Here is a 24,573-nt window from a genome sequence, read left to right as displayed (position 1 = left end):
TCACACGATCTGCCCGTGCCGCCCCGGTACGACCAGGTCGGCGTCGTAAGCCGCGGGGAAGTCGTCGTCGACGGCGACGACCTGACGGCCGACGGCGTCCAGCAGGGAGGCGGCGATCGCGGCGCGCAGGCCGCTGCCGCAGTGCACCCACACATTCCCGTCCGGGACCTCGTGCAGGCGCTGCTGCAGTTGGTGCAGCGGGATGTGCACCGACCCCTCGATGTGTCCCGTGGCCCGCTCGGAGGCGCGCCGCACGTCCAGCACGACCAGGTCCTCGCCCCGGGCACGGGCCTCGGCCAGCTCGGCGAAGTCGGCACGGGGGTACGAGCGCAGCGCCGCCGGATCGGTCGCCCACCGCTCGGGGGCACCGGTGGCGGCCGCGGCGGGACGGTCGATGCCCACGCGCACCAGCTCCCGCTGGGCGACGGCGAGCTGCTCGGGGCTCTCGGCGAGCAGGGTGACCGGCCTGCCCCAGGGGATGAGCCAGGCCAGGTAGGTGGCGAGCTTGCCGTCGAGCTCGAAGTTGAGCGCGCCGGCGACGTGGCCGTCGGCGAAGGCGATGCGATTGCGCAGGTCGACCACCCACTCGCCGGCGGCCAGCCGCTCGGCGATCTGCGCGGCGTCCGCGCGCTGCGGCTCGGTCAGGTCGACCGGGGCCGGACCTGTGGCGTTGGCCGGGCTCATGTGGGTGTAGTAGGCGGGGACGTCGTCGAGGTCGGCCAGCAGCTCGGCGACGAACGCGTCGACGTCCTTGGTCAGCGCCATGTTCCGCGCCTTCTCGGCGCCGATCGTGGTGCACTCCCCCTGCGTCTGGGCGGAGGAGCAGAAGCTGCCGAACCCGTGCGTGGGCAGCACCCGCACCTGGTCCGGAAGCCGGGCCAGACGGTGCGCGGAGGCGTGCTGGGCGCGGGCGAGCTGTTCGGTCAGCCGAGGATCGACCAGGTCAGGACGGCCGACGGCGCCGATCAGCAGCGACCCGCCGGTGAACGCGGCCACCGGTGTCCCGCCGTCCTCCAGGACGTAGGAGGTGTGGTGCGGGGTGTGCCCGGGGGTGGCCACCGCCCGCAGCACCAGACCGTCCTCCACCGTGACGGTGTCGCCATCGGTCACCGGCATCCGGTCGAAAGCGACGCGGGCGCCGGCCGGGACGAGGTAGCGCGCCCCCGTCAGGCGAGCCAGGTCCAGACCGCCGGTGACGTAGTCGTTGTGCAGGTGGGTCTCCACCACATGCGTGATCCGCACCCCCCGCCGGGCCGCCACGGCCAGGACCTGATCGATGTCCCGGGGCGGGTCCACCGCCACCGCGGCGGTGCGCCCACCGGCCAGGTAACTGCGATTGCCCAGCCCCTCCATGGTCAGCGTCTCGACGAAGTACATGCCATCCTCCTTCCCGAAATACCCCCCTGGGTATATGTTCGGCGGGACACAACATATACCCCCACCCGTATCTTCCGAACGCGGGGTGTCTCCGGGGAGCTGGGGAAGGCCGACCGGCCGGGCGGCGCGAGCCTCCGTACGGGCCGCACCACTCCATACCCCCTGGGGTACCATGGGCGGGCGCCGAATCCCGAGGAGGTACCCCATGGGCGGAGAAGAAGAGGCGATGAACGCGGTACTCAACCGCCTGCGCCGCGCCCAGGGCCAGTTGGCCGGGGTGATCGCGATGATCGAGGCCGGGCGTGACTGCAAGGACGTGGTGACCCAGCTCGCCGCGGTCTCCCGCGCCCTGGACCGCGCCGGCTTCAAGATCGTGGCCACCGGCATGCGCCAGTGCCTGACCGCCGCCGACGGCGAGGCACCGCCCCTCACCGAGGCGGAACTGGAGAAGCTCTTCCTCGCCCTGGCCTAGGGTCCGCGGCCGGGCCGGGCGCGCGGCAGGCGCGCCCGGTCGAAGCGCTCGTCCTCTTCGGGGGCCAGGTCGATCCGGATGATCGCCGCGGTCAGCGACGGTATCCAGCAGCGCCTCGCCGTAGCCGAGCATGTCCGCCATGATGACCAGGACGTGCCGCCCGCCGGTGAAGACCAGGTGCCCGGCGATCGTCAGCGCCAGGCGCGGCGTGAGCACCCGTTCGACGACGGCCACCGGCGCAGGCGGACGGCGCTGATCGCCTGCGGTTACCCCCGCACGGCGAAGGGGAGGATCCGGCGCACCGCGGAAGGAGGCAAGCTGGCCGCCATCCGGGAGGGCCGGCTCCCCTCCATCCGGGTGGGGTGACGCACGAACGCATCGGCCCGGACGACGATTCCGGCTGACCCGCGGAGTGCTCGGCGAGTGCTTGATCGACGGCGCGGCCCTGCGAGCAGGGACGGAAGTCCTCGAATGGGAGGGAAATCCGCCTCTACGTTCCGGCCGGGGATTCGCCTGGGATGAAGGTGCAGTCCAGCTGAGGAGGATCCCATGGGAACACCAGCCCGCAGGGAGCCCAGACTCCCGGATCTCTTCGACCTGATGGAGATGCCGTTCACCACGCTACGGCCCTTCACCGCCCAGGCCATCCGTATCGAGGACTACCTCGATGACGACAAGTACGTCATCCGAGCCGAACTGCCGGGCATCGACCCGAGCCGCGACGTTGAGATCAGTGTCTCGCGAGGGATCCTGACGATCCGCGCCGAACGCGAGGAACGGCGCGAGGGACGCCGTCACTCCGAGTTCCGGTACGGCACCTACGAACGCCACGTCCGGCTGCCGGATCGTGTGCGCGAGGAGGACATCACGGCGGCTTACGACCAGGGCATCCTCACGGTCACCGTGCCGCTGCAGGAGGCGAAAGAGGCCACACGCCGCATTCCGATCCAGCACTGAGCACCGGCCCGCCGGTGATCCCACCGCCCGTGTCGAGTCGGGGCGTTCGGTCAAGGCGGCAGTCGCCCGGTGACGTGCCCGACCGGCACAGAGGAATCAGGAGCCCGCCATGAAGACCTGCCGATGCGTACTCGGTGACGACATCGAGGCGATCATCTTCGAGGTCGACGGCGTCGTCATCGACAGCGCCCGCCCGGTTGAGCAGCTCCGTCGAGTGGTACGCGGCGGAGCTGCTCAACCGGGCGGGCGTCACGGACATGTTCGACGTGCGGCTGGACGGCCTGGACGCCCCTGGGACGGGTATGCCCGTCCAAGCCGAACCCGGCCTGTTGCTGGAGGCGGCCCTGCGGCTGAGGACGCCACCGGCGCGGACGGCGGTCGTCGAGCAGTCGCTCGCCGGTGTCTCGGCCGGCCGGCATGGCGCCTTCGGCCTGGTCGTGGGGGTCGACCGCACCGGCGAGGCGGCCGCTCTGCGTGACCACGGCGCGGACGTGGTGATCGACGATCTGGCCCAGATGCGGCTCGTCGCCGAGCCCGCCATGGCGGGACTGCCCTGACCGTACGAATTGATACCGATACGGACGACGTACATTCCGGCCTCCTGACCTTGATTCCTCTTTGATCACCCGGCGTCCGGCCGGGGCTGGGACGGCGGCGAGATCAGCGGACGGTCGGCACGACGGCCAGCGGGCAGTGCGCGCGGTGCAGCAAGGCGTGGCTGACCGATCCCAGCAGCAGGCCGCTGAAACCTCCCCTTCCCCGGGTGCCCACGACGAGAAGATCGGCGCGCGCGGAGGCGCCGGCCAGGATTCGCGCCGGACGGCCGTGCTCGACGTCGAAGACGACCTCGACCTCGGGGAACTTGTCCTGCCAGGTGGCCAACGACGTCTCCACCAGACGCAGCTCCTCTTCGGCCACGATCTGGGGGTCGTAGACCAGTGGCTGCATGTCACCCGGCCCTCTCGAGGCGGGATGGGACCAGACGTGGAGAGCGCGCAGCCGCGCTTTACGGAGCGCGGCCTCCTCGAACGCGAACCCGACGGCCGGCTCGCCGACCGCCGATCCATCCACTCCGACCACGACCTCCCGCCGTACCGCGGGTTCCAGGTCCCGTACGACCACGGTGGGGACTCTCGCGTGCGTGACGACCTGCAGTGTCGTCGAGCCCAGCAGCAGACCGGTCGCCGCGCCCATGCCATGGCCGCCCAGCACGATCATCGCCGCGTTCCCCGCCTTGCTCAGGAGCACGCGGGCCACCTGACCGGGCGCGGTCTCCGCCTGGACCATGACGCCGGGGACGCGTTCGCGAGCGGTGGAGACCGCTCTCGCCAGCAGGTCCCTGCCGCCGGTCAGCAGCCATTCCCGTACGGCTCCGAGCCGCGGGTCGACCGGGGTGTCGTACATCCACTCGGCCTCGGCGAGCACGATCCGCAGGGGCAGAGCTCGGCGGACCGCCTCATCGGCCGCCCATTCGACCGCTCGGAGGCTCTGGTCCGAGCCGTCGGTCCCGACGATGATCTCGCTCATGATCAGCCCCTTCCTCCCGCTGTCGCCCCGCCGGCACGATCGGGTACGGCGAGCGGGCCGGCTCGGGATGAGCACGGTCTCGCCTCCCATCGCATCCGCCGACGGTGACGGCCGCCAGAGGTCGAAGGTCCCCCGGACGACGTCCGTGTGGCCTTGAGATCTCCCGCACGACGGGAGATGGCGGAACCCACGATCCTTCTCGCGAGGGAGGCCCGCCTGCCCGGGCCGACCATGGAACTCCGGTACCGCGGTCACTGGGGCATCCGGCCCCTGGACGCCGCCCCCGTCGGGGCCGCTGCGGCGGAACCGAGGATTCCCGGGGGGATCCACCACCGGGCTCGTCAGATCGATGTCCGGTGAACGCCCGGGGCGACTCGCGTCACGAGCGCACTATGTCCAGGTCGAGGAAGTGGGCGGCGCAGGAGATGCACGGGTCGTAGCTGCGAATCGCCTGCTCGCATGCGGCGGTGAGGGCGGCGTCGTCGAGGTCGAGGCGATCCTGCACCAGGCGGCGCAGATCCTCCTCGATGGCCGCCTGGTTCTGCGAGGTGGGCGGGACGATCCGGGCCGAGGTCAGGACACCGTCCGCGTCGATGTCGTAGCGGTGGAACAGCACCCCGCGGGGAGCCTCGGTCGCGCCGTGCCCGCGGCCCGCCCGCGGCCGCAGCGGGACGTACGGCCGCGGCGGGGGCCGGTAGGCGGCGATGATCCGCAGCGCCTCCTCGACGGCATGGACGATCTCGACGGCGCGGACGACGATGCTCTGGGCCGGGTTGCGGCACTGCCCGGCGAGCCCGGCGGCGTGCGCGGCCTCTCGTGCCAGCGGCGAGAGCAGGTCGCGGTTCAGCGCGAATCGTGCCAGCGGCCCGGTGAGGTACCGGCCGCCGTGCGCGAGCCGGGCGTGCAGGGCGGTGGAGTGCGGAACCTGCTCCTCGATCACCTGCTCCTCGAAGCCGGCGACCTCGAAGGCAGCACCCGTGGTGGTCCGGGGCGTGCCGCGTTCCAGCGGATAGTCCTCGCCCGTGAGCGCGAGGAACTCATGGTCGATCGTCAGGTCGGGGAACTCGAAGCCGGCGACCCAGTGGACGGTGTCGAGCGCGTCCTGGAGCGCCCGCCGGAGCTGCGGTACGAGCCGGGACAGCTCGGCGGGGACCGGGATCCGGTGGAACCCGCCGATCCGTACGTTGATCGGGTGGATGGCCCGGCCGCCGAGCAGCTCGATGATCGCGTTGCCGGCCTTCTTGAGCGCGAGACCGCGTTCGACCAGCGGCCGATGGTCGCGGGCCATCTCGATGGCGCTGGAGCAGCCGAGGAAGTCCGGGGCGTGCAGCAGGTAGATGTGCAGGGCGTGGCTCTCGATCCACTCTCCGCAGTAGAGCAGGCGGCGCAGGTCGTTCAGCGGCCCCTCGACCGCGACGCCGCACGCGTCCTCCACGGCCCGGCACGCGCTGAGCTGGTAGGCGACGGGGCAGATCCCGCAGATCCGGGAGGTGATGTCCGGCGGCTCGGTGTACGCGCGGCCCCGCAGGAGGGCCTCGAAGAAACGCGGTGGCTCGTAGATGTTCAACCGGATCTCCGCGACCCGGTCGCCGGCGATCCGTACGTACATCGCGCCCTCGCCCTCCACCCGCGCCAGGGCGCCGACGCTCAGGAGCCGCTCACGCCGGTGGGTCATCCGGGATCTCCTTGAACGCGGCGACGTTGAAGGTCGAGAAGACGCGATCCATGTCGGGGCGCGTCATGCCGAGGTCGCCGAGCCAGGTCTTGAGCGAGCCGGTGTTGGGCCGCGCGGAGGGGCCGAAGCAGCCGTAGCAGCCGCGTCCGTAGGCGGGGCAGATCGCTCCGCAGCCGGTGTGGGTGACCGGTCCGAGGCAGGGGGTGCCGTGGGCGACCATGACGCACACGGTGCCGCGCATCTTGCACTCGAAGCAGACCGGATGGTCGGGGATGCCGGGCTTACGCCCGGCCAGGAAGGCGGACAGCACTTCGAGGAGCTGCCGCCGGTCGATCGGGCAGCCCCGCAGCTCGAAGTCGACCGGCACATGGGCCGAGATCGCTGTGGAGTCGGCGAGCGTGGCGACGTACTCGGGCGTGGCGTAGACCGCGGAGCGGAACTCCTCGACGTCGGCGAAATTGCGGAGGGCCTGGATGCCGCCGGCGGTGGCGCAGGCGCCGATCGTGACGAGCCTCCGGGAGATCCTCCTCACGTGCTGGATCCTCTCAGCGTCGGCCGGGGTCGAGATCGAGCCTTCGACAAGCGACACGTCGTACGGGCCGTCCGTCACGGCGCTGGAGGCCTCGAGGAAGTGCGCGATCTCGATCTCGCCCGCCAGCGTCAGCAGCTCGTCCTCGCAGTCGAGAAGGGTGAGCTGGCAGCCGTCGCAGGAGGCGAACTTCCACACGGCGAGCTTCGGGGCCATCTACCGCTCCTTCACCGCGAGCTCCGGCGCGGCGTCCCGGTAGGCCACGACCGGGCCGTCGCGGCAGATCAGCCAGGAGCCGAGCTGGCAGTGGCCGCACCATCCGACGCCGCAGCGCATGTTGCGTTCGAGAGAGATCCGCACGTCGGTGGTCCCGCCGTCGCAGAGCGCCTGCGCGGTCAGGCGCATCATGATCTCCGGGCCGCAGATGAAGGCCGTGGTGTTCGCCGGGTCGGCGTCGACCAGGTCCAGCAGCGTGGTGATCAGCCCGACGCGCCCCGGCCAGCCGTCGCCGGCGTGGTCGACCGTCACCTCCACGCGTGCGCCGTGGTGGCGCCACCGGTCGAGCTCCGCCTGATACAGCAGGTCGGCCGGAGTACGGGCACCGATGAGGACCGTGATGGCGCCGTAGGATTCGCGGCGTTCCAGCGCGTACAGCAGAGCGGGGCGCAGTGGCGCGAGCCCGATCCCGCCGCCGGCGAAGACGAGGTCCCGGCCGGCCACGTCCTCGACGCCCCATCCGACGCCGTACGGGCCGCGGACGCCGATCATCCGGCCCGGTTCGCTGGTGGCCAGGGCGCGACTGACCGCGCCGACGTCGCGGACCGTCTGCTCGATGACCGTGCCGGTACGGCTGACGGAGATGGGCGCCTCCCCGATGCCGAACGCGTACATCATCGTGAACTGGCCGGGCCGTACGGGCGGGATCGGCTCGCCGCACGGCCGCAGGACGAGCGTCGCCGTGTCGTGGGTCTCCTCCCGGCGTTCCGCCACCCGGTACCGGGCCGGGGTCATGGCCGTCATTCATGCCGTCCCCACGGCGCGCCGTACAGGTCGAGCAGCCGCATGCGGGTGTTCTGCAGCCGGTCGAGCATGACGGCGGCGAACCGGCGGGTCAGCTCGTATCCCAGTGCCGGGTCCTCGGCGCACATCGTGCGTACCGCCCGGGCGTCCAGGGCGATCGCCCGGACCGGCTCGGCGGCGAGCGCTCCGAACCGCCAGGCGTACGGCGGGAAGAGCCATGACCAGCCGAGCACGGTGCCCCGCCCGAGCGTCTCGACGATCACGGTGCCGCGGCCCGGGATGTGCAGGTCGAGGGAGACCCGGCCGGCCTGGATCAACCAGAACCGGTCCGCCCGCTGCCCTTCCTCGAACAGGCGGTATCCGGCGGGGACCTCCACGTACCGCGCCACCGCCGCCAGGCTGTCGATCTGGCGTTCCGGCATTCCCCGGACGAAGGAGTGGCCGGTCAGCGCCGAGCTCGGCAGTGCGGTCGTCCGTTCACCCATGGTTCTCCTCCCGGAGTGCGGCCACCTCTTCGGTCAGGTCGATGCCGACCGGGCACCAGACGATGCACCGCCCGCAGCCGACGCATCCCGAAGAGCCGAACTGGTCGTGCCAGGTGCCGAGCTTGTGGGTGAGCCACTGCCGGTAGCGGCTCTTGGCCGACGTACGCACGCTGCCGCCCTGAAGGTGGGAGAAGTCGAGGTCGAAGCAGGAGTCCCACCGCTGCCACCGCTCGGCGTGCTCCCCGGTCAGGTCGGTGACGTCCTCGACGGTCGTGCAGAAACAGGTCGGGCAGACCATGGTGCAGTTGCCGCAGGTCAGGCAGCGGGAGGCGACGTCGTCCCAGCGGGCGGCGTCCAGCGTGCCGGCCATCAGGTCCCGCAGGCCCTCGGCGGGCATCTCCCGGCCCATCCGGCCGGCCGCCGCGTCCACCTCCGCCCGCGCCCGCGTCTCGGTCACGACGTCCGCCGCACGGTGCTCGATCCGCGACAGCAGGTCGGCCCCCGCGTCGGTGCCGACGTCGACGAGGAACCGCCCCTCCTCCGCGAACTCGGTCAACGCCAGGTCGTAACCGGAGTCGGCGCCCGGCCCGGTGCCCATCGAGACGCAGAAGCACGTCTCCCCCGGCTCGGTGCAGTTGACGACGATGATGAACACCCCGTCCCGGCGCGCCGCGTAGGCGTCGTCGGGGTGCCGGCCGCCGGCGAGGACCTGGTCGAGGATCCCGATGGCCCGCAGATCGCAGGGCCGCACCCCCAGGAACGCGTAGCGCGGCGGCTCCTCCCGGGTCTCGCCGATCTCGAAGCCGTCGTCGGTACGCCGCGCCTCCCACAGCTTGCGCCGCGGCGGGTGCAGGAACGGCTTCCATGACTGCGGCCCCGCCGAGTGCGCGAACGCGGCCGAGTCCGCCCGGCGCCGGATCCGGTAACCACCCGGTTCCAGCGCGACCCCCCAGCCGTAGGGGAGATCGTCGGCCGAGGCCAGCTCGGCCAGGACGATCGCCCGGTCGCGGACCGTCGGACCGATCACCGTGTAACCCGAGTCGACCAGCGCGGCGTGCAGTCCCGCCACACCGTCGAGGATCCAGGCCATGGACATGCCTCCTCGCCGGACGTTCCCCCCTCTCTTCAGCCTCGCCACGTCGTCCTCCGGCGGGGAGGGCCCAAAGTCCCCTCTCCCCGGGGTCACTCGGTCCTCCCGCGTCCCCCGGTCGGGCCGGGGGCGGCGGCGTGTGATCCGCCACCGGTTCCGGCGGGCACGAGGACCCGCCCGGGCTCAGGCTCAGCGCAGCCGGCGAAGGTAGGGGTCCCACCGCCGGCCCGGCACGACGCGGACCCGCGCGTCGACGGCCACGACGCCCTCGGGCCGGGCGATCACCGGATTCAGGTCGATCTCGGCGACGTCCGGATGATCGTCGGCGAGCCGGGCGAGGCGCAGCAGGACGTCCTCCAGCGCCGGAGCGTCCACCGCCGGCGCCCCACGGTGGCCGAACAGCAGGGGCGCGCCGCGCACCGAACGGACCAGGTCTGCGGCGTCCACGTCCGTGAGCGGGGTGAGCCGGGCGGAGCGGTCGCCCAGCACCTCCGTGGCCACTCCGCCCAGGCCGAAGACGACCAACGGCCCGAAGACCGGCTCCTGCGTGATCCCGCAGAGGGTCTCGACCCCGCCGGGTGCCATCCGCTGCACCAGCACCGCCCTGAGCCGATCGCCGAACCGGGCGGCCAGGTCCGCGTAGGCGCGCCGGACGTCGGCCGCGCCCCGCAGGTCCAGCCGGACGGCGCCGGCGTCGCTCTTGTGGACGATCCCCGGTACGTCGGCCTTCAGCGCGACGTGATCGCCGAGTTCGGCCGCGGCGCGTACGGCGTCGTCGGCGCGGGTCACCGGCCGCCATTCCGCCAGGGGCAGCCCGTAGGCCTCCAGGAGCTCCATCGTGTCGGCGATCGGGAGCCAGCCACCCTCGGGAACCTCCTCGATGAGGCGACGGGTGATCCGGTTGACCGTGTTCTCCCGTACATCGGGGAGGCGCGGTTCGTTCCCGGCCGGACGTTCGAGCCATCGGCCGCGGGAGCGGGCGCGGGCGAGGGCGCGGACCGCGTCCTCGGGGAAGGCGTAGGAGGGGACACGGCGTCCATCGGGCCCGTACCGGACGCGCACCGATTCCGGCTGGCCGAGGACGATCGCCGCGAGCGGCTTGGCGGCGCCCCCGGCCACCACGGCGGAGGCCAGGTCGGAGACGGCGGTCGGGACGACCAGGGCGAGGACGGCGTCCACGCCGTCGTCGGCGGCGACCAGGTCCAGGCAGCGGGTGAACCGTTCGGGGTCGATCGCCGCGGTGGTGTCGACCGGGCCGGCACAGGCGGCCCCGCGCGGCAGCAGCCGCGTCAGCTCCCGGACGGTCTCCGCGCCCAGTGCCGCGGCGGTCAGGCCGGTGTCCGCGCAGGCGTCCGCGGCCAGCACGCCCGCGCCTCCGGCGTTCGAGACGATGGCGACGCGGTCCCCGGCCGGTATCGGCTGGTGGGCGAGCAGCGCGGCGGTGTCGAGGAGTTCACCGAGGCCGTGCGTCGCGATGATCCCGGCCTGCCGGAACAGCGCCTCCTGCGTCACCGTCGGGGTCGCCGCCGCAGCCGTGTGCGAGGCCGCCGCCCGCCGTCCTGCCGTGGACCGTCCCGCCACGACGGTGAGCAGCGGCACGCGGCGGCCGACGCGCCGGGCGGTACGCGCGAACTTACGCGGGTTGCCGTACGACTCGACATGCAGGACGCCCAGGCGGGTCGCCGGGTCCGCCTCCCACCACAGCAGAAGATCGTTGCTGCTGACGTCGTACTTGTCCCCGGCCGAGGCGAAGGACGACACGCCGACGTCCAGCCGGGACAGATGGTCCCGGAGCGCGATGCCCACCCCGCCGGACTGTACGACGACCCCGGCCGCGCCGGGCCGCACCGGCAGCGCGGCGAACGTCGCGTCGAGCCGTACCGCGCTATCGGAGACGCCGAGACAGTTGGGCCCCACCAGCCGCATGCCGTACCGCCGGCAGGTCGCGAGCAGGGCGCGACCGTCACCGCCCGACGTGATCACCACGAGGGCCCGGACCCCTCGCAGGCCGCACTCCTCGGCGACCTGGACCACCGCCTCCGGGGGCACCGCGAGCACGGCGAGTTCCGGGGCTTCCGGCAACGCGGCCACCGAGGGCGCGCACGGCACGCCCGCCAGCCGCTCCCCCGCCCGGGGATTGACCGCGTAGACCGCTCCGGGGAAACCACCGGCGACCAGATTGCGCAGGATCGCCGCACCGACCGATCCGGGACGGCGGCCGGCGCCGACCACCGCCACGGATGCCGGACACAGCAGGTGACCCAGGCTGGCGACGTCCGCCTGACGCTCACGCTCGGCGACGGCGTCGAGATACCGCATGTCCGCCGCCAGCGGCATCCGCACGTCGACCACGCCACCGGCGAGGTCGTGGCGCACGGCCAGTCCCGCCGCGGCGAACACGCGCAGCATCTCGACGTTCTGCGCCAGCGTGTCGGCCCGGAACTCACGGATGCCTCGGGAGCGGGCCAGCGAGACCAGGTGCTCCAGCAGCAGGGTGCCGACCCCGCGGTGGTGCATCTCGTCCGCCACGGCCAGCGCGATCTCCGCGACGCCGGGCTCGCCTGTCGGCTCGTAGTTCGCGACGCCGACGAGTTCGGCGCCGAGCCAGGCGCCCAGAACGGCATGGGCCGGCCCGGGTGTCCGGCACAGCCGAACGGACTCCTCTTCGGTGATCCGCGGTCCCAGACCGAAGAAGCGGAGATAGAGGTTGTCCGGTGACATGCCACGGTGCAGGTCACGGACGGCGTCGAGGTCATCCGGGCGGATCTCGCGGACCTGGATCGCCGTGCCGTCGGTGAGCAACGCGAACGTCGGCTCCGTCGACGCGCGCTCCGCCGCTGCCGCCTCTCCGCGTACGGAGCCACCGCCCACCGCGCCTGCCCGCCCTCGTTCGGCCATGTTCCAAGCCTCGACCGGCCGAACCGCCCCGTCAGCGGGCCGAGGTCACCGAGGCGTAGGACCTTCGGCCCGTGCCGGAGCCTCGTCAGCCTCGGGGGCGTGACGGGACGACGACGACCGGACAATCGGCGTGGTGAACGCATTGGCCGCTCACCGAGCCGAGGAGCAGCCGAGCGAACCCGCCGTGCCCCCGCGATCCGACGACCAGCAGGTCGGCGCCCGCGGAGGCGTTCAAAAGCTCCTCGGCGGGCACGCCGGTGATCGCCCGTATCCTGATCGACACCTCATGCCCCGCCGCGGCCTTGTCCGCCGCCGCGCGCGTGACGTCGCCCATGGCCTGAAGCGCCTCCCGGTCGACCGGGCCCAGCATCGGAGCGCCCGCGCCGACGGTCACCATGCGTGGGACCACGGTCACGGCCGTCACCGGAGCCTTCCACCGCTCCGCCTCCGCGACGGCCCACTCCAGCGCCACCCGCGCATCGGCCGATCCGTCGAAACCCACCACGATCTCCGCCATCACCGCCTCCTTCCGCACCGGCGAGGCGGCCCATGGGGGCCTCCACGCCACCGCCTCGAATCGAGTCCAGACGACCGAACCGCCGGTGCCCAGGGGCCTTCGGGCAGGGTTACCGGGACCGACGCCCCTGGTGAGGCCGGGGTCCGTCACGACAGCCTGCCAATGTGAGAGGAGGCGCGATGGAGACTTCTTGGGCCGCTGACGTCGCCGAGACGCATGCGGGGGTGGTGTTCTTCACCGGAGACCGGGCCTACAAGATGAAGAAGCCGGTGAATCTCGGCTTCCTCGACTTCTCCACGCGCGAGCTCCGGGAGCGGGCCTGTCACCGCGAGGTCGAGCTCAACCGGCGGTTCGCCCCGGACGTCTACCTGGGCGTCGCCGACGTGACGATGTCGCCGGAGACTCCCTGCGACCACCTCGTCGTCATGCGCCGGATGCCGGCCGAACGTCGCCTCTCGAACCTGGTACGGGCCCGTGCTCCGGTCGACGACGCGCTGCGGGCGATCGCCCGCCTGGTGGCCCGTGCCCACACCGCCTCGCCGCGGAGCACCCGGATCTCCGCGCAGGGGACGCGAGACGCGCTTCGTGCGCGGTGGACCGAGAGCTTCGCGCAGGTCCGGCCGTTCCACGAGCGCGCCATCGCCGCCTCCGACGCCGAAGAGGTGGAACGGCTGACGTTGCGTTTCCTGGAGTCACGCGAACCGCTCTTCACCGCCAGGATCAAGGAAGGACGCGTCGTCGACGGGCACGGCGACCTGATGGCCGACGACATCTTCTGCCTGGACGACGGCCCTCGCGTGCTCGACTGCCTGGACTTCGACGATCGCCTGCGGTGGCTCGACGGGCTCGACGACGCCGCGTTCCTCGCCATGGACCTGGAACGCCTGAACGCCCCGCACCTCGCCGAGCGCTTCATCTCCTGGTACGCCGAATACGCCGACGACCCCGCCCCGCCGTCGCTGCGCCACCACTACGTGGCCTACCGCGCGTTCGTTCGCGCCAAGGTCGGATGCCTGCGCTGGGGTCAGGGCGACACGCGGGCGGCCGACGACGTCGGCCGCTTCACCGAGATCGCGCTGCGTCACCTGAACGCCGGCTCGGTCGGCCTGATCCTGGTGGGCGGCCTGCCCGGCACGGGCAAGAGCGCCCTCAGCGAAGCCCTCGGCGACCGGCTCGGGTACACCGTCCTCAACAGTGACCGCGTGCGCAAGGAACTGGCCGAGATCGCGCCCGAGACCCCGGCATCGGCGCCGTACGGCGCCGGCATCTACAACGCCTTCTGGACCAGGCGCACGTACGCCGAACTCCTCGCCCGCGCGACCCGGCTCCTCTCCTATGGCGAATCCGTCATCGTCGACGCCTCCTGGACCTCCGCCCGGCTTCGCGCCGACGCCGCCCGCGCCGCCGAGCAGGCACACGCAGATCTGATCCCCCTGCGGTGCGAGACCCCGCTCGCCGACCAACGCCTGCGCACCCGCCCCCGCGGCGTATCGGACGCCGGCCCGGCGATCGCCGCCCAGATGGCGGAATCGGCCTCCCCATGGCCGGAGGCGACCACGGTCGATACGTCCGGGCCGGTCGAAGACTCCACCGAGCGAGCACTGAGGTCCGTCCGGCCGCACGGTCCGGACCACGCCTGGCCGAAGGCCGCGGAACCATGAACAATGTGACGTTCGGCGACGACCACCGGTACTACGAGACGGTGTCCGGCGCCTCCGGCGCCGGTGACGGCTTCGACGGCGCCTCCATCGCGCAGACCCACATGACCAGGCTCGCCGGTCACCGCCGCGTCCGACCGTACGGTACGGCCGGCGGCGGACCCGGCGGAGTCGGCCGACAGCGGGTGGGGCACGCGGCCGGCTCCGTGACCACGACGCGGGGTTGCGACTCGCTACCGGTCGGTGCCGAGGACGTCTTCGTCGTCGAGACACCGGGCGGGGGCGGCCACGGCCACCCGGACCCACCGTGAAGACGAGCGGGGACCGTCCGCGTGGGGATCGCGTCCTGGGGCGGTCCCGTAACCGGTACGTCGACTTCCTGCGCGTCGTCGCGGTGGTCCTGGTGGTACTCGGCCACTGGCTGGCGATATCGATCACGTACCACGGTGGTCGCCTGGGCGGGCAGGACGTGATGGCACGACTTCCGTGGACCGGGTGGCTCTCCCTGCCGTTCCAGGTGATGCCGGTCTTCTTCCTGGCGGGAGGCTTCGCCAACGCGGCGTCCTGGACCTCTCACCGCGCCCGCGGCGAGGGCTGGGGCTGCTGGCTGTACGGCCGGGCCGTACGGCTCGTGGGGCCCACCACGGCGTACCTCCTGGCGGCCGTGGCCATCGTCGCCGTCTGCCGTGCCGCCACGGTCGCCCCAGCCGTGCTCGCCCGCGCGGGGTGGGCGGTGGCCTTCCACCTGTGGTTCCTGCCGGTGTACCTCGGACTGCTGGCCGCCACACCCGGGCTGCATGCCGCCCACCGGCGGTGGGGCCTCGGGGTACCGGCCGTGCTCGCCGTCGGCGCCGCTGGGGTGAACACGGCGGTCCTGTCGTCCAATCCCCCACTGCTGGGATGGGTGGACTACCTGCTGGTGTGGGGAGCGATATACCAACTGGGCTTCGCCTGGCATGACGGCGTCCTCACCCGCACCAGGCGGCGGCCACTGACACTGGCCGCCATCGGGATCACCGTCCTGGCGGGCCTGGTGTGGCTCGGTCCCTTCCCGGTGAGCATGGTCGGGGTTCCCGGTGCGCGGATCAAGAACTCCGCACCGCCTTCGACCGCTCTCCTCGCGTTCGCCATCGGCCAGGCAGGACTGCTGCTCGCCGCCGAACCGGCCATGACACGCCTGTTGCTCCGGCCGGGCCTGTGGCGGGCGGTGACGCGAGCCAATCGAGTGGTCATGACGCTGTACCTGTGGCACATGGCACCGGTGATCCTCGCGGCGATCGCCCTGTACCCCACCGGTCTGCTCCCCTCCGTCCCGGTCGGGTCGCCGGCCTGGCTGCGCCAGCGCCTGATCTGGGTGGTCACGCTCACGGTCCTGTTCGTACCGATCGCCTTGGCGCTGCGGCCCGCGGAGCGCCTGGCCCTCGCGCGGCGGCGTACGGACATCGGGCCGCTCCGCCGGGAGGCATGGCCCCTGCTCGCGGCCGGGGTCGGTGCGGTCGGCGTCGCCCTGGCCGGGGTCTCGGCGCATGGATTCGCCCCGAGCGGCCGGCTCCCCTTCCCCGTTCTCGCCGCCTACGCCACCGGGGTCCTCCTGCTCATCGTGGCAGGAGGGATGCGCGTCCGGCCGGGCCGGAGAACCCAGATCAGCCGGTGACCTCTTGTGCTCGGTGGCCCCTGGCGTCATGTTGCATCGTGAACCGGGGCGGGCCGCGGAACGTCTCAGGTAGTGACCGGCAAGGGTGAGGCTTCCCCGGCGGGCCGGGGCGCGCCGGGCGGGACGAAGGGACCCTCATGGGGGCGTGGTCACCACTGCCGGACACTCTCGAACCCGAGGTACGGCACCTGGCGGTGCGGCTGCGTACTCTCAAGGACGAGACCGGGCTGAGCCTGGCCGTCCTGGCGCGCAAGACCTCCTGCAGCAAGTCCGCGTGGAGCCGTTACCTGGGCGGCCAGGTCCTGCCGCCCCGGGACGTCGTCGCCGCGCTCGGCGCACTCGCCGGGGCAGACGAGGCGCTCTTGATGGCGCTCTGGGAAATCGCCGAGGCCGCCCGCAGCCGCCGTGACGGCACCACGTCGCCGGCCGGCCCGGCCCACGAAGGGCAGCAGGCCGGGCGGGACCCGGACGACCGCCCCGCCCTGGCCGGGCCATCGCCGAGCGGGTCCGAGCGGCCACGCTCCGGCAGGCGGGCCCTCGCCGTGGTCACGGGCGCGACCGTGCTCGCGGTCGGCGGGCTGACCGCGGCGTGGGCACTCACCTCGTCGACCTCGCCACGCGCCGGACGCATCGCCTCACCTGAGGCTCCGACGCCCGCTGTGACCTCCCGCTGCCACCGCCACGACTGCACCGCCGCCGCACTGGGCTGTGACCGGGACGCGGTGACGACCGCGGCCCTCCGGATCGGCGACGCCGACCTTGAGATCCGCTACAGCGCGGTGTGTAAGGCGGCCTGGGCACAGCTGACCGGCAGCCACCGCTACGACCGCCTGGAGTTCACCGGCGGGCCCCACCCGCACACGGTCAAGGCGAAGGTCCGCGTCGGCACCGGCGCCGTCACCCCTGTCGTGGCCGTATCCGGCCCGGATACCGGCGTCGCCTGCGTCCGGCTCTCCATCGGCACGCGGCGATGCACCCGTCCTCCCGCCGGCAGCGGATCTGACTGACGGTCGCGCGGCGCGGTTCCGGGACGCCGCCGTGACCGTCTCCGGAACCGAGCGGTGGTCGTGCCGGCCGATGAGGCGTAAGGGTCATAGCTCTGCTATACCTATTACAAGGAGGTGCCATGCGGATCCCCGTCGAGGACTACGCGTGGGGCGTGGCGGTCGCGAACGACCTGGTCGCCACCTCACCCACCGTGCGGGCCGGCGAAGACGCGCTGCCCGGCCCGATCGCGCTGGCGGACTTCCTCGCCGGACACCGACTGCGACGAGACGACCCGCCCACCGACGAGGACGTCCGGCAGGTGCATCTCCTGCGCCGCGAGGTGCGGGGGATCATCGAGACCGAGACCGCCGAACAGGCCGTCGCCGGCGCGACCGTGCTGATCCGGCGCGCCGGGCTGCCCCCGACCCTGGAACGGGCGGACGCGGAACGGTGGGAGTGGCGGGTCCCCACCGCGCCGGGAGCCCGCCTCGCGGACGAACTGGCGGCACTCGTCGCCATCGGCGTCCTGGGGGTCGTGCGAACGCTGGGGCACGAGCGCTTTCGTCCCTGCGCGGCCCCCGGCTGCCGAGGGGTCTTCGCCGACATCAGCCGGGCCGGACGCCGCCGCTACTGCATGCCCGACCTGTGCGGTAACCGCGTCAACGTCGCCAACCACCGCGCGCGCCAACGCGAATGGAGCCCGATCCGATGAACACGTCGCCGCTGCCCGGTAGCGTCCGCCTGCCCGACGGCACCTACATCCGCGGCCGTGGCCTGCGCCGTCCACCGCCCGAAGGCCCCACGCCCGGCCTCGGCCTCTACCTCGGGTCCGGCCGGCTTCGCCGCCGCCACCAGGCCGCGTTGCCCTGGCCCCACACCTGGATCGACTGGCCCGACTTCCTGCTGCCCCGCGACCCCCACGAGGCCATTCGGCAGATCCACCACCTGCACGAACAGGCGAGGGCCGGCGCGCCGGCCGAGGTCGCGTGCGGCGGCGGCGTCGGCCGGACCGGAACGGTCATCGCCTGCCTGGCCATCCTGTCCGGAGTGGCTCCCACCGACGCGATCACGTGGACCCGCGAACACCACCACCCCAAAGCCGTGGAAACCCCCTGGCAACGCCGCTGGGTGTTGCGTTTCCCACGGGTCGCCCCCTGACCCTGTCCAGGGTGAACGCCTGAACGCCGGAATACTCTTGCGTATCCTCTGGGCCTCCGCCCCTCGACAAGGAGTCCCATGACCATCGCGCGTGATCTGTTCATCGGCGGTAAGGACGTGCCCGCCCGGTCCGGCCGCACCACCCGGGACGTCGCCCCCTATACCGGCGAGGTGTACGCCACCGTGGCCGCGGCGGGGGTCGAGGATGTCACCCTGGCCGTGGACGCGGCCGACTCCGCGTTCGAGGACTGGGCCGCCGTGCGCCCGTTCGCCCGGCGGGCGATCTTCCTCAAGGCCGCCGACCTGCTCGAAGAGCGCGGCGACCAGGCCGCCGAACTGATGGCCGGCGAGGTCGGCGGCACCCGGCCATGGGCGTACTTCAACGTGGCGCTCGCCGCCGGCATGCTGCGCGAGGCCGCAGCCGCGATCACGGCGCCGCACGGCGAGGTGCTCTCGGCCCAGGAGGACGGCGCCCTCGGACTCGCGGTCCGTGAGCCGGTCGGCGTAGTCGCCGCGTTCTCGCCCTGGAACGCCCCCTTGATCCTCGGCACCCGCGCGGTCGCCGCCGCACTCGCCGCCGGTAACACCGTGGTGTTGAAGCCGAGCGAGAACGCCCCGCTGGCCTGCGGTCTGTTCATCGCGGACGTGCTGCGTGACGCCGGCCTGCCCGACGGCGTCCTCAACGTGATCACCAACGATCCCGCCGACGGGCCCGGCATCGCCGAGGCGCTGATCGCCGACCCGCGCGTCCGCGCGGTGAACTTCACCGGCTCCACCGGTGTCGGCCGGATCATCGGCACCCATGCCGCGCGGCATCTGAAGCCGGCGGTGCTCGAACTCGGCGGCAAGAACGCCGTCATCGTCCTGGATGACGCCGATGTGGACTACGCGGTCGACGCCGCCGCCTTCGCCGTCTTCATGAACGCCGGACAGATCTGCATGTCCGGTGACCGAATCCTGGTGCATGAGTCGCTGGCCGAGGAGTTCACGGGAAAGTTCGTCGCCAAGGTCGCCGCGTTGCCGTCCGGCAGCCCGATGGAGCCGGCCACGGTGATCGGCCCGCTGATCGGTCCGGAGGCCGCACAGCGCGTCGCCGCGCTGGTCCGGGACGCGGTGGACAAGGGCGCCACCGTGCTGGCCGGAGGCGGTGAGCCGGATGGCGCCATCCATCCGGCGACGGTGCTGACCGATGTCCCCGAGAACGCCGATCTCCATTACACCGAGGCGTTCGGGCCGGTCTGCGTCCTGCGACGATTCTCGACCGACGACGAGGCCGTCACGCTGGCCAACGACACCGACAACGGTCTGTCCGCCGGGATCATCACCGAGAACGGCAGCCACGGGCTGCGCGTGGCCCGCCGCGTCAAGACCGGCATCGTCCACGTCAACGACCAGTCCGTCGGCGACGAACCGCAGGCGCCGTTCGGCGGTTTCAATGCCTCCGGCTACGGTCGTTTCGGTGGCCGCTGGGGCATCGAGGCCTTCTCCAACACCCGCTGGGTCACCCTCGCCACCCAGCACGCGCACTACCCGTTCTGAGGTCGGCCGTCCGAGGTGGGGGCGTGGTGGACCGCTCCTTCCTGGATCGGGCGCAGAAGGGGATGCGCGCGTGGTGGGCGCTGATGGAGGAACACGGCACCCGCCGGAACCTGCCCATGACGCCCCAGGTGCCCGCCTGGTCGCTGAATGAGGCGATGGCCCCGGACGCGATCGCCTGCGGCGACTCGGGCACGGTCACCACCTGGGCGGCCCGGCAGATCAAGATCCGTCGCGGGCAGTCGTTCAGTTTCGTCAAGTTCGCCGAGGCGCGCGGCGCGCGCGGGGTCCGCATCGACGACCCCGCCACCTGCGCCGAGCAGCTGGACCAGGCCCTGGGCTGGGACGGCCCCGTCATCGTCGAGTGCGGCGTCGACCAGCATGAACCGCCCATGCCCGCCAAGGTGAAGAAGGAGCAGGCGCAGAAGCTGCTCGAAGCCCTGCGCGCCGGCACCCCGAACCACAACCGGATCGCCCTGCAGATGGTCAAGGACGTCCTGGACGAGGCGGGCTTCGCGGCCGCCCCGGTCCGTGCCGTCCCCGGCCGGATCGGACAGGCGGCCTCCGGCATCATCGGCCGGCTCCGTGACCGCGCCCAGAACGAACATCCGGAATAGCCAGGCACGCGGGGACGCGCACCGGCGGGGTCGCCATGGTGACCCGCAGCCCGGCGGCGGCGCCCCAGAGCAGAGCGAGCAGAGCGGCCAGGTAGGTCGCGGTGACGGCACCCGGCCCGTACGTACGCCGGGGGCCGGCGAAGGCCAGGAGGACCCCGAGCGCGGATCCGGCCTGAGCCAGCCGCACACCGTGCTCGCTGACCGGCCGGGCCGCCGCGACCGCCCGCAGGACGTACCAGACGTCCCCGGTTCGGGCACGGCAGATCAGGTCCCCCGACCAGCACGTCGAGCTGCCGGGAGCCGGCACGGCGACCCCGACGTCGGCGGCGGCGAGCGCATCGCAGTCGGCCTCGGAGACGACCAGCACCGTCTGCCCCTCCTCCTGCAGCCGCCGTACGTGCGCCGTCAGGCCGGTGCCGACGCTGAGCATTTCATCGGCGAGGGGGCGGAGGTCGGCGGCGTTCGACCGGTCGGTGAGGCACACCTTGGCGCCGGTCGCACGCGCCGCGTCCAGCACGGCGCCGGAGGTCGGGGCCGGCAGGTGCCCGGTGCGCAGGACGGCCGAGTCGATGACGATCGCCGACACCCGGTCGAGCCGCCGGTACGCTCCCGCGTCGAGCGGCAGGATCCCCCGTCCGGCCAGCCCCCAGGCGGTCACGGCGGCGAAGCCCTCCCGCCCGTACGTCGCCGCCTTCGGCACCATGACCAGGATCGTGTCGCCGGCCCGGCCGGGCCGCCTGGTCAACGCCAGAGTCGCCGCGGCCGCGCCGAGAGCCGCCGACTCGACCACCTGGCACCACTTCTCGACGGGCCCGCCCGGCCGTGGTCGCGGCCGCGGCGGGCGGTCCGGAGCCTCGGAGGGCACGCACGCGCTGCAGGAGCAGAGCTCGGGCTCGCGTCGTCGCCAGACCTGACGGCGGGACCAGGTCTCGCCGAGCAGCAGGGAACGGTAGAGCGCGTCGACCGCGGGAGGGAGGATGCCGGCCGACATCCCGTGGACGACGGCGTTCGCCAGCGCCAGCACCAGGTCCGTCTCGACGGGCCCGATCCGGCGGTCGATCCTCCGGCGGACGCCGGGCGACAGATCGGGAAGGGCCAGCGGCAGCCGGATCCAGCGTGGAACGGGCGGCAGAGCGAACACCTTCTCGGCGACGGCGGCGAGCACCGCGACACAGTCGACCGCGAGTTCGGTGGTCACGGCCGCGATCGGCGCGCCATCGCCGGGGTGAGCGGGCCGCGTCCAGGAGAAGCCCTCCTCGCTGGTCCCCCGGTCGTCTTCCACCTTCCGGATCGTGGCCAGCAGCCGGTCGACGCCGACCCGGCGTTCGTCATAGGCCACCAGCATCTGACCGGTGACCGCGTTGATCTCCGCCCAGCGCACGCCCCGCAGGTGACGTACCGCCGCCGTGGCGTGACCGGCCAGGTCGCGTGCCGCGCGGCCGTCACCGTCGATTCCGCGTACGTCGATGTACGCGTGACCGTGTTCGGCCCACACCTGCCGCCGCTGTCTGCGCGGATGGAGATCGAACAGGGCGCGGCCCGCCCCCAGGGCGTTCCGCGGCACGCCGGTGACCAGCCCGAACCCCCGCCGTACGAGCGGCGACAGCACCGATCCCTCCATGACCAGCGCCTACCCGAACCTCGTCACGGCATGCCGTTCCCACCGGGTACGCCCGGGTGAGCGACGCCGACGGCCGTCGCGCGGCTGATGCTTGCCGGGGCCTTACTGACCTGTCAGTATGCAACGGTGGATCGGTTGAGCCCGGGCGGCCGGCGGCTGCTCGACGTCGCGGCGGAGATCTTCTACGCCGAGGGGATCCGGGCGACCGGCGTGGACACGCTGGTGGAGCGGGCCGGTGTCTCCAAGCCCACGCTCTACGCCCAGTTCGGTTCCAAGGAGAACCTCGTGGCCGCGGTGCTCGATCAGCGCCGGCGGCAGCGTCAGGAGGCCCTGGCCGCGTTCCTGGCCGAGAGCGACGCCCAGGGCGCCGAGCGGATCCTGGCCGTGTTCGACTGGCTCGCCCGAGGACACGGACGCGAGGGGTTCCGGGGGTGCCCGTTCACGAACGCCGCCGTGGAGCTGCCCGACCCCGGCCATCCCGCCCGCGCGGTGATCGCCGGGTACAAGGACTGGCTGCGCGACACGCTCACCGCCCTGGCCCGGCAGGCAGGTCTCGGCGAACCGGAGGAGCTGGGGTTCGCCCTGCTGATGCTGATCGACGGGGCCAACGCGCGGGTCGTGGTGGCCGACGACCGTACGGCCATGCGCCGGGCCAGGTCGGCCGCCGCGCGGCTCGTGGGGCGGGCCGAGGAACCCGACATCGAGCCTGCGACCACTCGGAGGACCATGTGAAATCGACCCTGCGGCCCGGGCTGACCGCGACGCTCGACTACCGCGTCCCGCAGACCCGGACGGTCCCGCACCTGCTGCCGGAATCGGAGGAGTTCGGCCGGATGCCATCGGTGCTGGCGACCGGTTACTCGTCGGCCTGGTCGAGTGGACCTGCATGCGGGCGCTGTCGGGGCACCTCGACGAGGGCGAGCGCACCGTCGGCGTACACGTCGACCTCAGCCACGAGGCGGCCACCCCACCCGGCTGCGCCGTCGCCATCACCGTCGAGCTGGCCGAGGTCGACGGCCGCCGCCTCGGCTTCACCGTGGAGACCAAGGATGACGCCGCGATCGTGTGCCGCGGCACCCACCGGCGGGCGGTGATCGACCTCCGCCGGTTCGAGGAGCGGCTCGCCGATCGGCTCCCGGAGCCGGCGGAGGATCCGGCATGACCGCGCATTCCCCGAACCCCGCCGGCGGCCGTCCGGTGTTCGACGCGCACCTGCACATCATCGACCCCCGCTTCCCGCTCATCGAGAACAACGGCTATCTGCCGCCCGCCTTCACGGTGGAGGACTACCGCCGGCGGACGAGTGCGCTGGGGGTGACCGGTGGGGCGGTGGTCTCCGGTTCCTTCCAGGGGTTCGACCAGGACTACCTGGTCGAGGCACTCCGGCGGCTGGGCCAGGGGTTCGTCGGGGTCACCCAGTTGCCCGTCTCGGTGACCGACGAGGAGATCGCGCGGCTGAACGCGGAGGGCGTACGGGCCGTACGGTTCAACGTACGCCGCGGGGGTTCGGAGACCCTCGACCATCTGGAGACCCTGGCCCGCCGCGTCAACGAGGTCGCCGGCTGGCACACCGAGCTCTACGTCGACGCCCGCGACCTGCCCGACCTGACGCCCGTCCTGCGCACGCTGCCGGCGGTGAGCGTCGACCACCTGGGCCTCACCGAGGACGGGCTGCCGCACCTGCTCTCCCTGGTCGACGGCGGCGCCCGCGTCAAGGCGACCGGGTTCGGCCGCGTCGACCTCGAGGTGACCAAGGCGGTTCAGGCCGTGGTCGCCGCGAACCCCCGGGCCCTCATGTTCGGTACGGACCTGCCCTCGACCCGCGCCCGTCGCCCGTTCCACGAGGACGACATCCGGCTGCTCACCGAGGCGGTCGGGGCCGAGCACGCGCGGGCGGTCCTGCACGACAACGCCGCCGCCTTCTACCGGGTCTGAACGCCGCCCGCGCTCGGGGCGGGCGGCGTTCGACCAAACGTCCAGCGCTGGCCGGATGGGCTCAATACGGCTACCGACGTCGGGAATCTCGGCGGGCACGGGACCTGGGCTGTCGCCGCCGCCCTTGTGCTCAATAGCCTGGGGGTGGTCCGGTCGCGGTCCGGTGCGGGATCGCTCTGTCCGTCCAATCGCCGGGCTGCCCGTGCGCCGGAACCGAGGGAGTGAGCGGGCATGAGACTGCACGGCACTGCCTGCCGAGTGACGATCTTCATCGGCGAGACCGATCAGTACCACCACAAGCCGCTCTACACCGAGATCGTGCACCGGGCCCACCAGCGCGGGCTGGCCGGCGCGAGCGTCTTTCGCGGCATCGAGGGCTTCGGCGCCTCATCCCATATCCACACCAGCCGGATCCTGTCGCTCAGTGACGACCTGCCGCTGGCCATCGTGATCGTCGACACCGAGGACAAGATCGTCGATTTCCTCCTCGAACTCGACGAACTCATCGACGAGGGCCTGGTCACCATCGATCCGGTGGAGGTCTACCGCTACGTCGGGCGCGACCAGAAGCGCGACAAGAAGGCGAAGCGGTGATGGTGCCGGTCGGCGGCTCGGGCCGTCCGGTCCGTGTCACTTGCTGGGCTGGGGCGTCTTACAGGAGATCTTCGGGTTGACGCCCGTGTAGTTCAGGGGGCCGGCGATGATCGTGACGAGGAGCGTGCCCGCCTGCGAGCAGTTCTTCGGGCCGCTGCTGTAGTAGTGACGTTGCCCGGCGGCGACGGCGCCGATGATGAGCCACAAGAGGACGATGACCGAGGTCAATCTCATCGCTACTCCAACGACTACGTCGGCCGGCGATC

The 24,573-nt window shown here is 72.5% G+C and carries 27 protein-coding genes; 16 read left to right on the top strand and 11 right to left on the bottom strand.

What is annotated here, in order from left to right:
* The gene (locus AB0K82_RS07670; RefSeq protein WP_364394029.1) at positions 1 to 1,377 is read right to left on the bottom strand and encodes an MBL fold metallo-hydrolase; all 1,377 of its coding nucleotides are present in this window, start codon (positions 1,375 to 1,377) and stop codon (positions 1 to 3) included.
* Positions 1,378 to 1,582: 205 nt separating this feature from the next.
* Between AB0K82_RS07670 and AB0K82_RS07665 the strand changes: the two genes are divergently transcribed.
* The 4 genes from AB0K82_RS07665 to AB0K82_RS07650 all read left to right on the top strand — a co-directional run bounded on the left by AB0K82_RS07665 (position 1,583) and on the right by AB0K82_RS07650 (position 3,363).
* On the top strand, positions 1,583 to 1,849 hold the full coding sequence (locus AB0K82_RS07665; RefSeq protein ID WP_364394027.1) for a metal-sensitive transcriptional regulator: 267 nt from the start codon (positions 1,583 to 1,585) through the stop codon (positions 1,847 to 1,849).
* Between the two features lie 78 nt (positions 1,850 to 1,927).
* Positions 1,928 to 2,215, top strand: a complete 288-nt coding sequence (locus tag AB0K82_RS07660) for a hypothetical protein (RefSeq protein WP_364394025.1) — start codon at positions 1,928 to 1,930, stop codon at positions 2,213 to 2,215.
* 183 nt (positions 2,216 to 2,398) lie between these two features.
* Positions 2,399 to 2,806: an Hsp20/alpha crystallin family protein gene (locus AB0K82_RS07655; RefSeq protein ID WP_364394023.1), complete on the top strand. Its 408-nt coding sequence runs from the start codon at positions 2,399 to 2,401 to the stop codon at positions 2,804 to 2,806.
* Between the two features lie 197 nt (positions 2,807 to 3,003).
* Complete coding sequence (locus AB0K82_RS07650; protein WP_364394020.1) at positions 3,004 to 3,363, top strand: hypothetical protein; 360 nt, start codon at positions 3,004 to 3,006, stop codon at positions 3,361 to 3,363.
* Positions 3,364 to 3,466: 103 nt separating this feature from the next.
* Here the strand turns inward: AB0K82_RS07650 and AB0K82_RS07645 are convergent, their stop codons facing one another.
* The 8 genes from AB0K82_RS07645 to AB0K82_RS07610 all read right to left on the bottom strand — a co-directional run bounded on the left by AB0K82_RS07645 (position 3,467) and on the right by AB0K82_RS07610 (position 12,547).
* Positions 3,467 to 4,333 carry a universal stress protein gene (locus AB0K82_RS07645; RefSeq protein ID WP_364394018.1) on the bottom strand — a complete coding sequence of 289 codons (867 nt, stop codon included), beginning with the start codon at positions 4,331 to 4,333 and terminating at the stop codon, positions 3,467 to 3,469.
* A 379-nt stretch (positions 4,334 to 4,712) separates the two neighbouring features.
* The gene (locus tag AB0K82_RS07640) at positions 4,713 to 6,008 is read right to left on the bottom strand and encodes a nickel-dependent hydrogenase large subunit (RefSeq protein WP_364394015.1); all 1,296 of its coding nucleotides are present in this window, start codon (positions 6,006 to 6,008) and stop codon (positions 4,713 to 4,715) included.
* Positions 5,992 to 6,753, bottom strand: coding sequence for an oxidoreductase (locus tag AB0K82_RS07635; protein WP_364394012.1), 762 nt, complete (start codon positions 6,751 to 6,753; stop codon positions 5,992 to 5,994). The genes AB0K82_RS07640 and AB0K82_RS07635 overlap by 17 nt, the downstream gene beginning before the upstream one ends.
* Positions 6,754 to 7,557 (bottom strand): FAD/NAD(P)-binding protein, encoded by an 804-nt coding sequence (locus tag AB0K82_RS07630; RefSeq protein WP_364394010.1) that lies wholly within the window; start codon positions 7,555 to 7,557, stop codon positions 6,754 to 6,756.
* The gene (locus AB0K82_RS07625; RefSeq protein WP_364394009.1) at positions 7,554 to 8,042 is read right to left on the bottom strand and encodes a cyclic nucleotide-binding domain-containing protein; all 489 of its coding nucleotides are present in this window, start codon (positions 8,040 to 8,042) and stop codon (positions 7,554 to 7,556) included. Before AB0K82_RS07625 ends, AB0K82_RS07630 begins: the two co-directional genes overlap by 4 nt.
* A complete protein-coding gene (locus tag AB0K82_RS07620; protein ID WP_364394007.1) occupies positions 8,035 to 9,132 on the bottom strand; it encodes a 4Fe-4S dicluster domain-containing protein in 1,098 nt (365 codons plus the stop codon). Before AB0K82_RS07620 ends, AB0K82_RS07625 begins: the two co-directional genes overlap by 8 nt.
* 189 nt (positions 9,133 to 9,321) lie before the next feature.
* Entirely contained in the window at positions 9,322 to 12,030 is a 2,709-nt protein-coding gene (locus tag AB0K82_RS07615) for a GNAT family N-acetyltransferase (RefSeq protein ID WP_364394006.1), read from the bottom strand.
* A gap of 85 nt (positions 12,031 to 12,115) precedes the next feature.
* Positions 12,116 to 12,547 carry a universal stress protein gene (locus AB0K82_RS07610; RefSeq protein WP_364394003.1) on the bottom strand — a complete coding sequence of 144 codons (432 nt, stop codon included), beginning with the start codon at positions 12,545 to 12,547 and terminating at the stop codon, positions 12,116 to 12,118.
* A gap of 179 nt (positions 12,548 to 12,726) precedes the next feature.
* Between AB0K82_RS07610 and AB0K82_RS07605 the strand changes: the two genes are divergently transcribed.
* The 8 genes from AB0K82_RS07605 (at position 12,727) to AB0K82_RS07570 (ending at position 20,157) form a co-directional block, all read left to right on the top strand.
* The gene (locus tag AB0K82_RS07605) at positions 12,727 to 14,208 is read left to right on the top strand and encodes an AAA family ATPase (protein WP_364394001.1); all 1,482 of its coding nucleotides are present in this window, start codon (positions 12,727 to 12,729) and stop codon (positions 14,206 to 14,208) included.
* A complete protein-coding gene (locus AB0K82_RS07600; protein ID WP_364393999.1) occupies positions 14,205 to 14,516 on the top strand; it encodes a hydantoinase B/oxoprolinase family protein in 312 nt (103 codons plus the stop codon). The genes AB0K82_RS07605 and AB0K82_RS07600 overlap by 4 nt, the downstream gene beginning before the upstream one ends.
* Positions 14,513 to 15,859, top strand: a complete 1,347-nt coding sequence (locus tag AB0K82_RS07595) for an acyltransferase (RefSeq protein ID WP_364393996.1) — start codon at positions 14,513 to 14,515, stop codon at positions 15,857 to 15,859. The genes AB0K82_RS07600 and AB0K82_RS07595 overlap by 4 nt, the downstream gene beginning before the upstream one ends.
* 137 nt (positions 15,860 to 15,996) lie before the next feature.
* A complete protein-coding gene (locus tag AB0K82_RS07590; protein ID WP_364393994.1) occupies positions 15,997 to 16,866 on the top strand; it encodes a helix-turn-helix domain-containing protein in 870 nt (289 codons plus the stop codon).
* Positions 16,867 to 16,985: 119 nt separating this feature from the next.
* Positions 16,986 to 17,558, top strand: coding sequence for a CGNR zinc finger domain-containing protein (locus AB0K82_RS07585; RefSeq protein ID WP_364393991.1), 573 nt, complete (start codon positions 16,986 to 16,988; stop codon positions 17,556 to 17,558).
* A complete protein-coding gene (locus tag AB0K82_RS07580) occupies positions 17,555 to 18,004 on the top strand; it encodes a protein-tyrosine phosphatase family protein (protein WP_364393989.1) in 450 nt (149 codons plus the stop codon). Before AB0K82_RS07585 ends, AB0K82_RS07580 begins: the two co-directional genes overlap by 4 nt.
* Positions 18,005 to 18,082: 78 nt before the next feature.
* Positions 18,083 to 19,543: an aldehyde dehydrogenase family protein gene (locus AB0K82_RS07575; RefSeq protein ID WP_364393986.1), complete on the top strand. Its 1,461-nt coding sequence runs from the start codon at positions 18,083 to 18,085 to the stop codon at positions 19,541 to 19,543.
* Between the two features lie 23 nt (positions 19,544 to 19,566).
* A complete protein-coding gene (locus AB0K82_RS07570) occupies positions 19,567 to 20,157 on the top strand; it encodes a thiamine pyrophosphate-dependent enzyme (RefSeq protein WP_364393983.1) in 591 nt (196 codons plus the stop codon).
* Here AB0K82_RS07570 and AB0K82_RS07565 read toward each other — a convergent pair.
* Positions 20,111 to 21,778, bottom strand: a complete 1,668-nt coding sequence (locus AB0K82_RS07565) for a hypothetical protein (protein ID WP_364393980.1) — start codon at positions 21,776 to 21,778, stop codon at positions 20,111 to 20,113. The two genes, AB0K82_RS07570 and AB0K82_RS07565, sit on opposite strands and share 47 nt — an antisense overlap.
* 126 nt (positions 21,779 to 21,904) lie before the next feature.
* On the opposite strand from AB0K82_RS07565, the gene AB0K82_RS07560 reads away from it, so the two are divergent.
* The 4 genes from AB0K82_RS07560 to AB0K82_RS07545 all read left to right on the top strand — a co-directional run bounded on the left by AB0K82_RS07560 (position 21,905) and on the right by AB0K82_RS07545 (position 24,307).
* Complete coding sequence (locus tag AB0K82_RS07560) at positions 21,905 to 22,510, top strand: helix-turn-helix domain-containing protein (RefSeq protein WP_364393978.1); 606 nt, start codon at positions 21,905 to 21,907, stop codon at positions 22,508 to 22,510.
* 154 nt (positions 22,511 to 22,664) lie between these two features.
* A complete protein-coding gene (locus AB0K82_RS07555) occupies positions 22,665 to 22,940 on the top strand; it encodes a hypothetical protein (RefSeq protein WP_364393976.1) in 276 nt (91 codons plus the stop codon).
* On the top strand, positions 22,937 to 23,713 hold the full coding sequence (locus AB0K82_RS07550; RefSeq protein WP_364393974.1) for an amidohydrolase family protein: 777 nt from the start codon (positions 22,937 to 22,939) through the stop codon (positions 23,711 to 23,713). The genes AB0K82_RS07555 and AB0K82_RS07550 overlap by 4 nt, the downstream gene beginning before the upstream one ends.
* A 231-nt stretch (positions 23,714 to 23,944) precedes the next feature.
* Complete coding sequence (locus AB0K82_RS07545; protein WP_364393971.1) at positions 23,945 to 24,307, top strand: DUF190 domain-containing protein; 363 nt, start codon at positions 23,945 to 23,947, stop codon at positions 24,305 to 24,307.
* A 36-nt stretch (positions 24,308 to 24,343) separates the two neighbouring features.
* Here the strand turns inward: AB0K82_RS07545 and AB0K82_RS07540 are convergent, their stop codons facing one another.
* Complete coding sequence (locus AB0K82_RS07540) at positions 24,344 to 24,541, bottom strand: hypothetical protein (protein ID WP_364393968.1); 198 nt, start codon at positions 24,539 to 24,541, stop codon at positions 24,344 to 24,346.
* Positions 24,542 to 24,573 lie beyond the last annotated feature (32 nt).

It is taken from the genome of Actinoallomurus sp. NPDC052274 (assembly GCF_040679475.1).
Classification (GTDB): domain Bacteria; phylum Actinomycetota; class Actinomycetes; order Streptosporangiales; family Streptosporangiaceae; genus Actinoallomurus; species Actinoallomurus liliacearum.
This window is presented reverse-complemented; position numbering and strand designations above follow the sequence as displayed.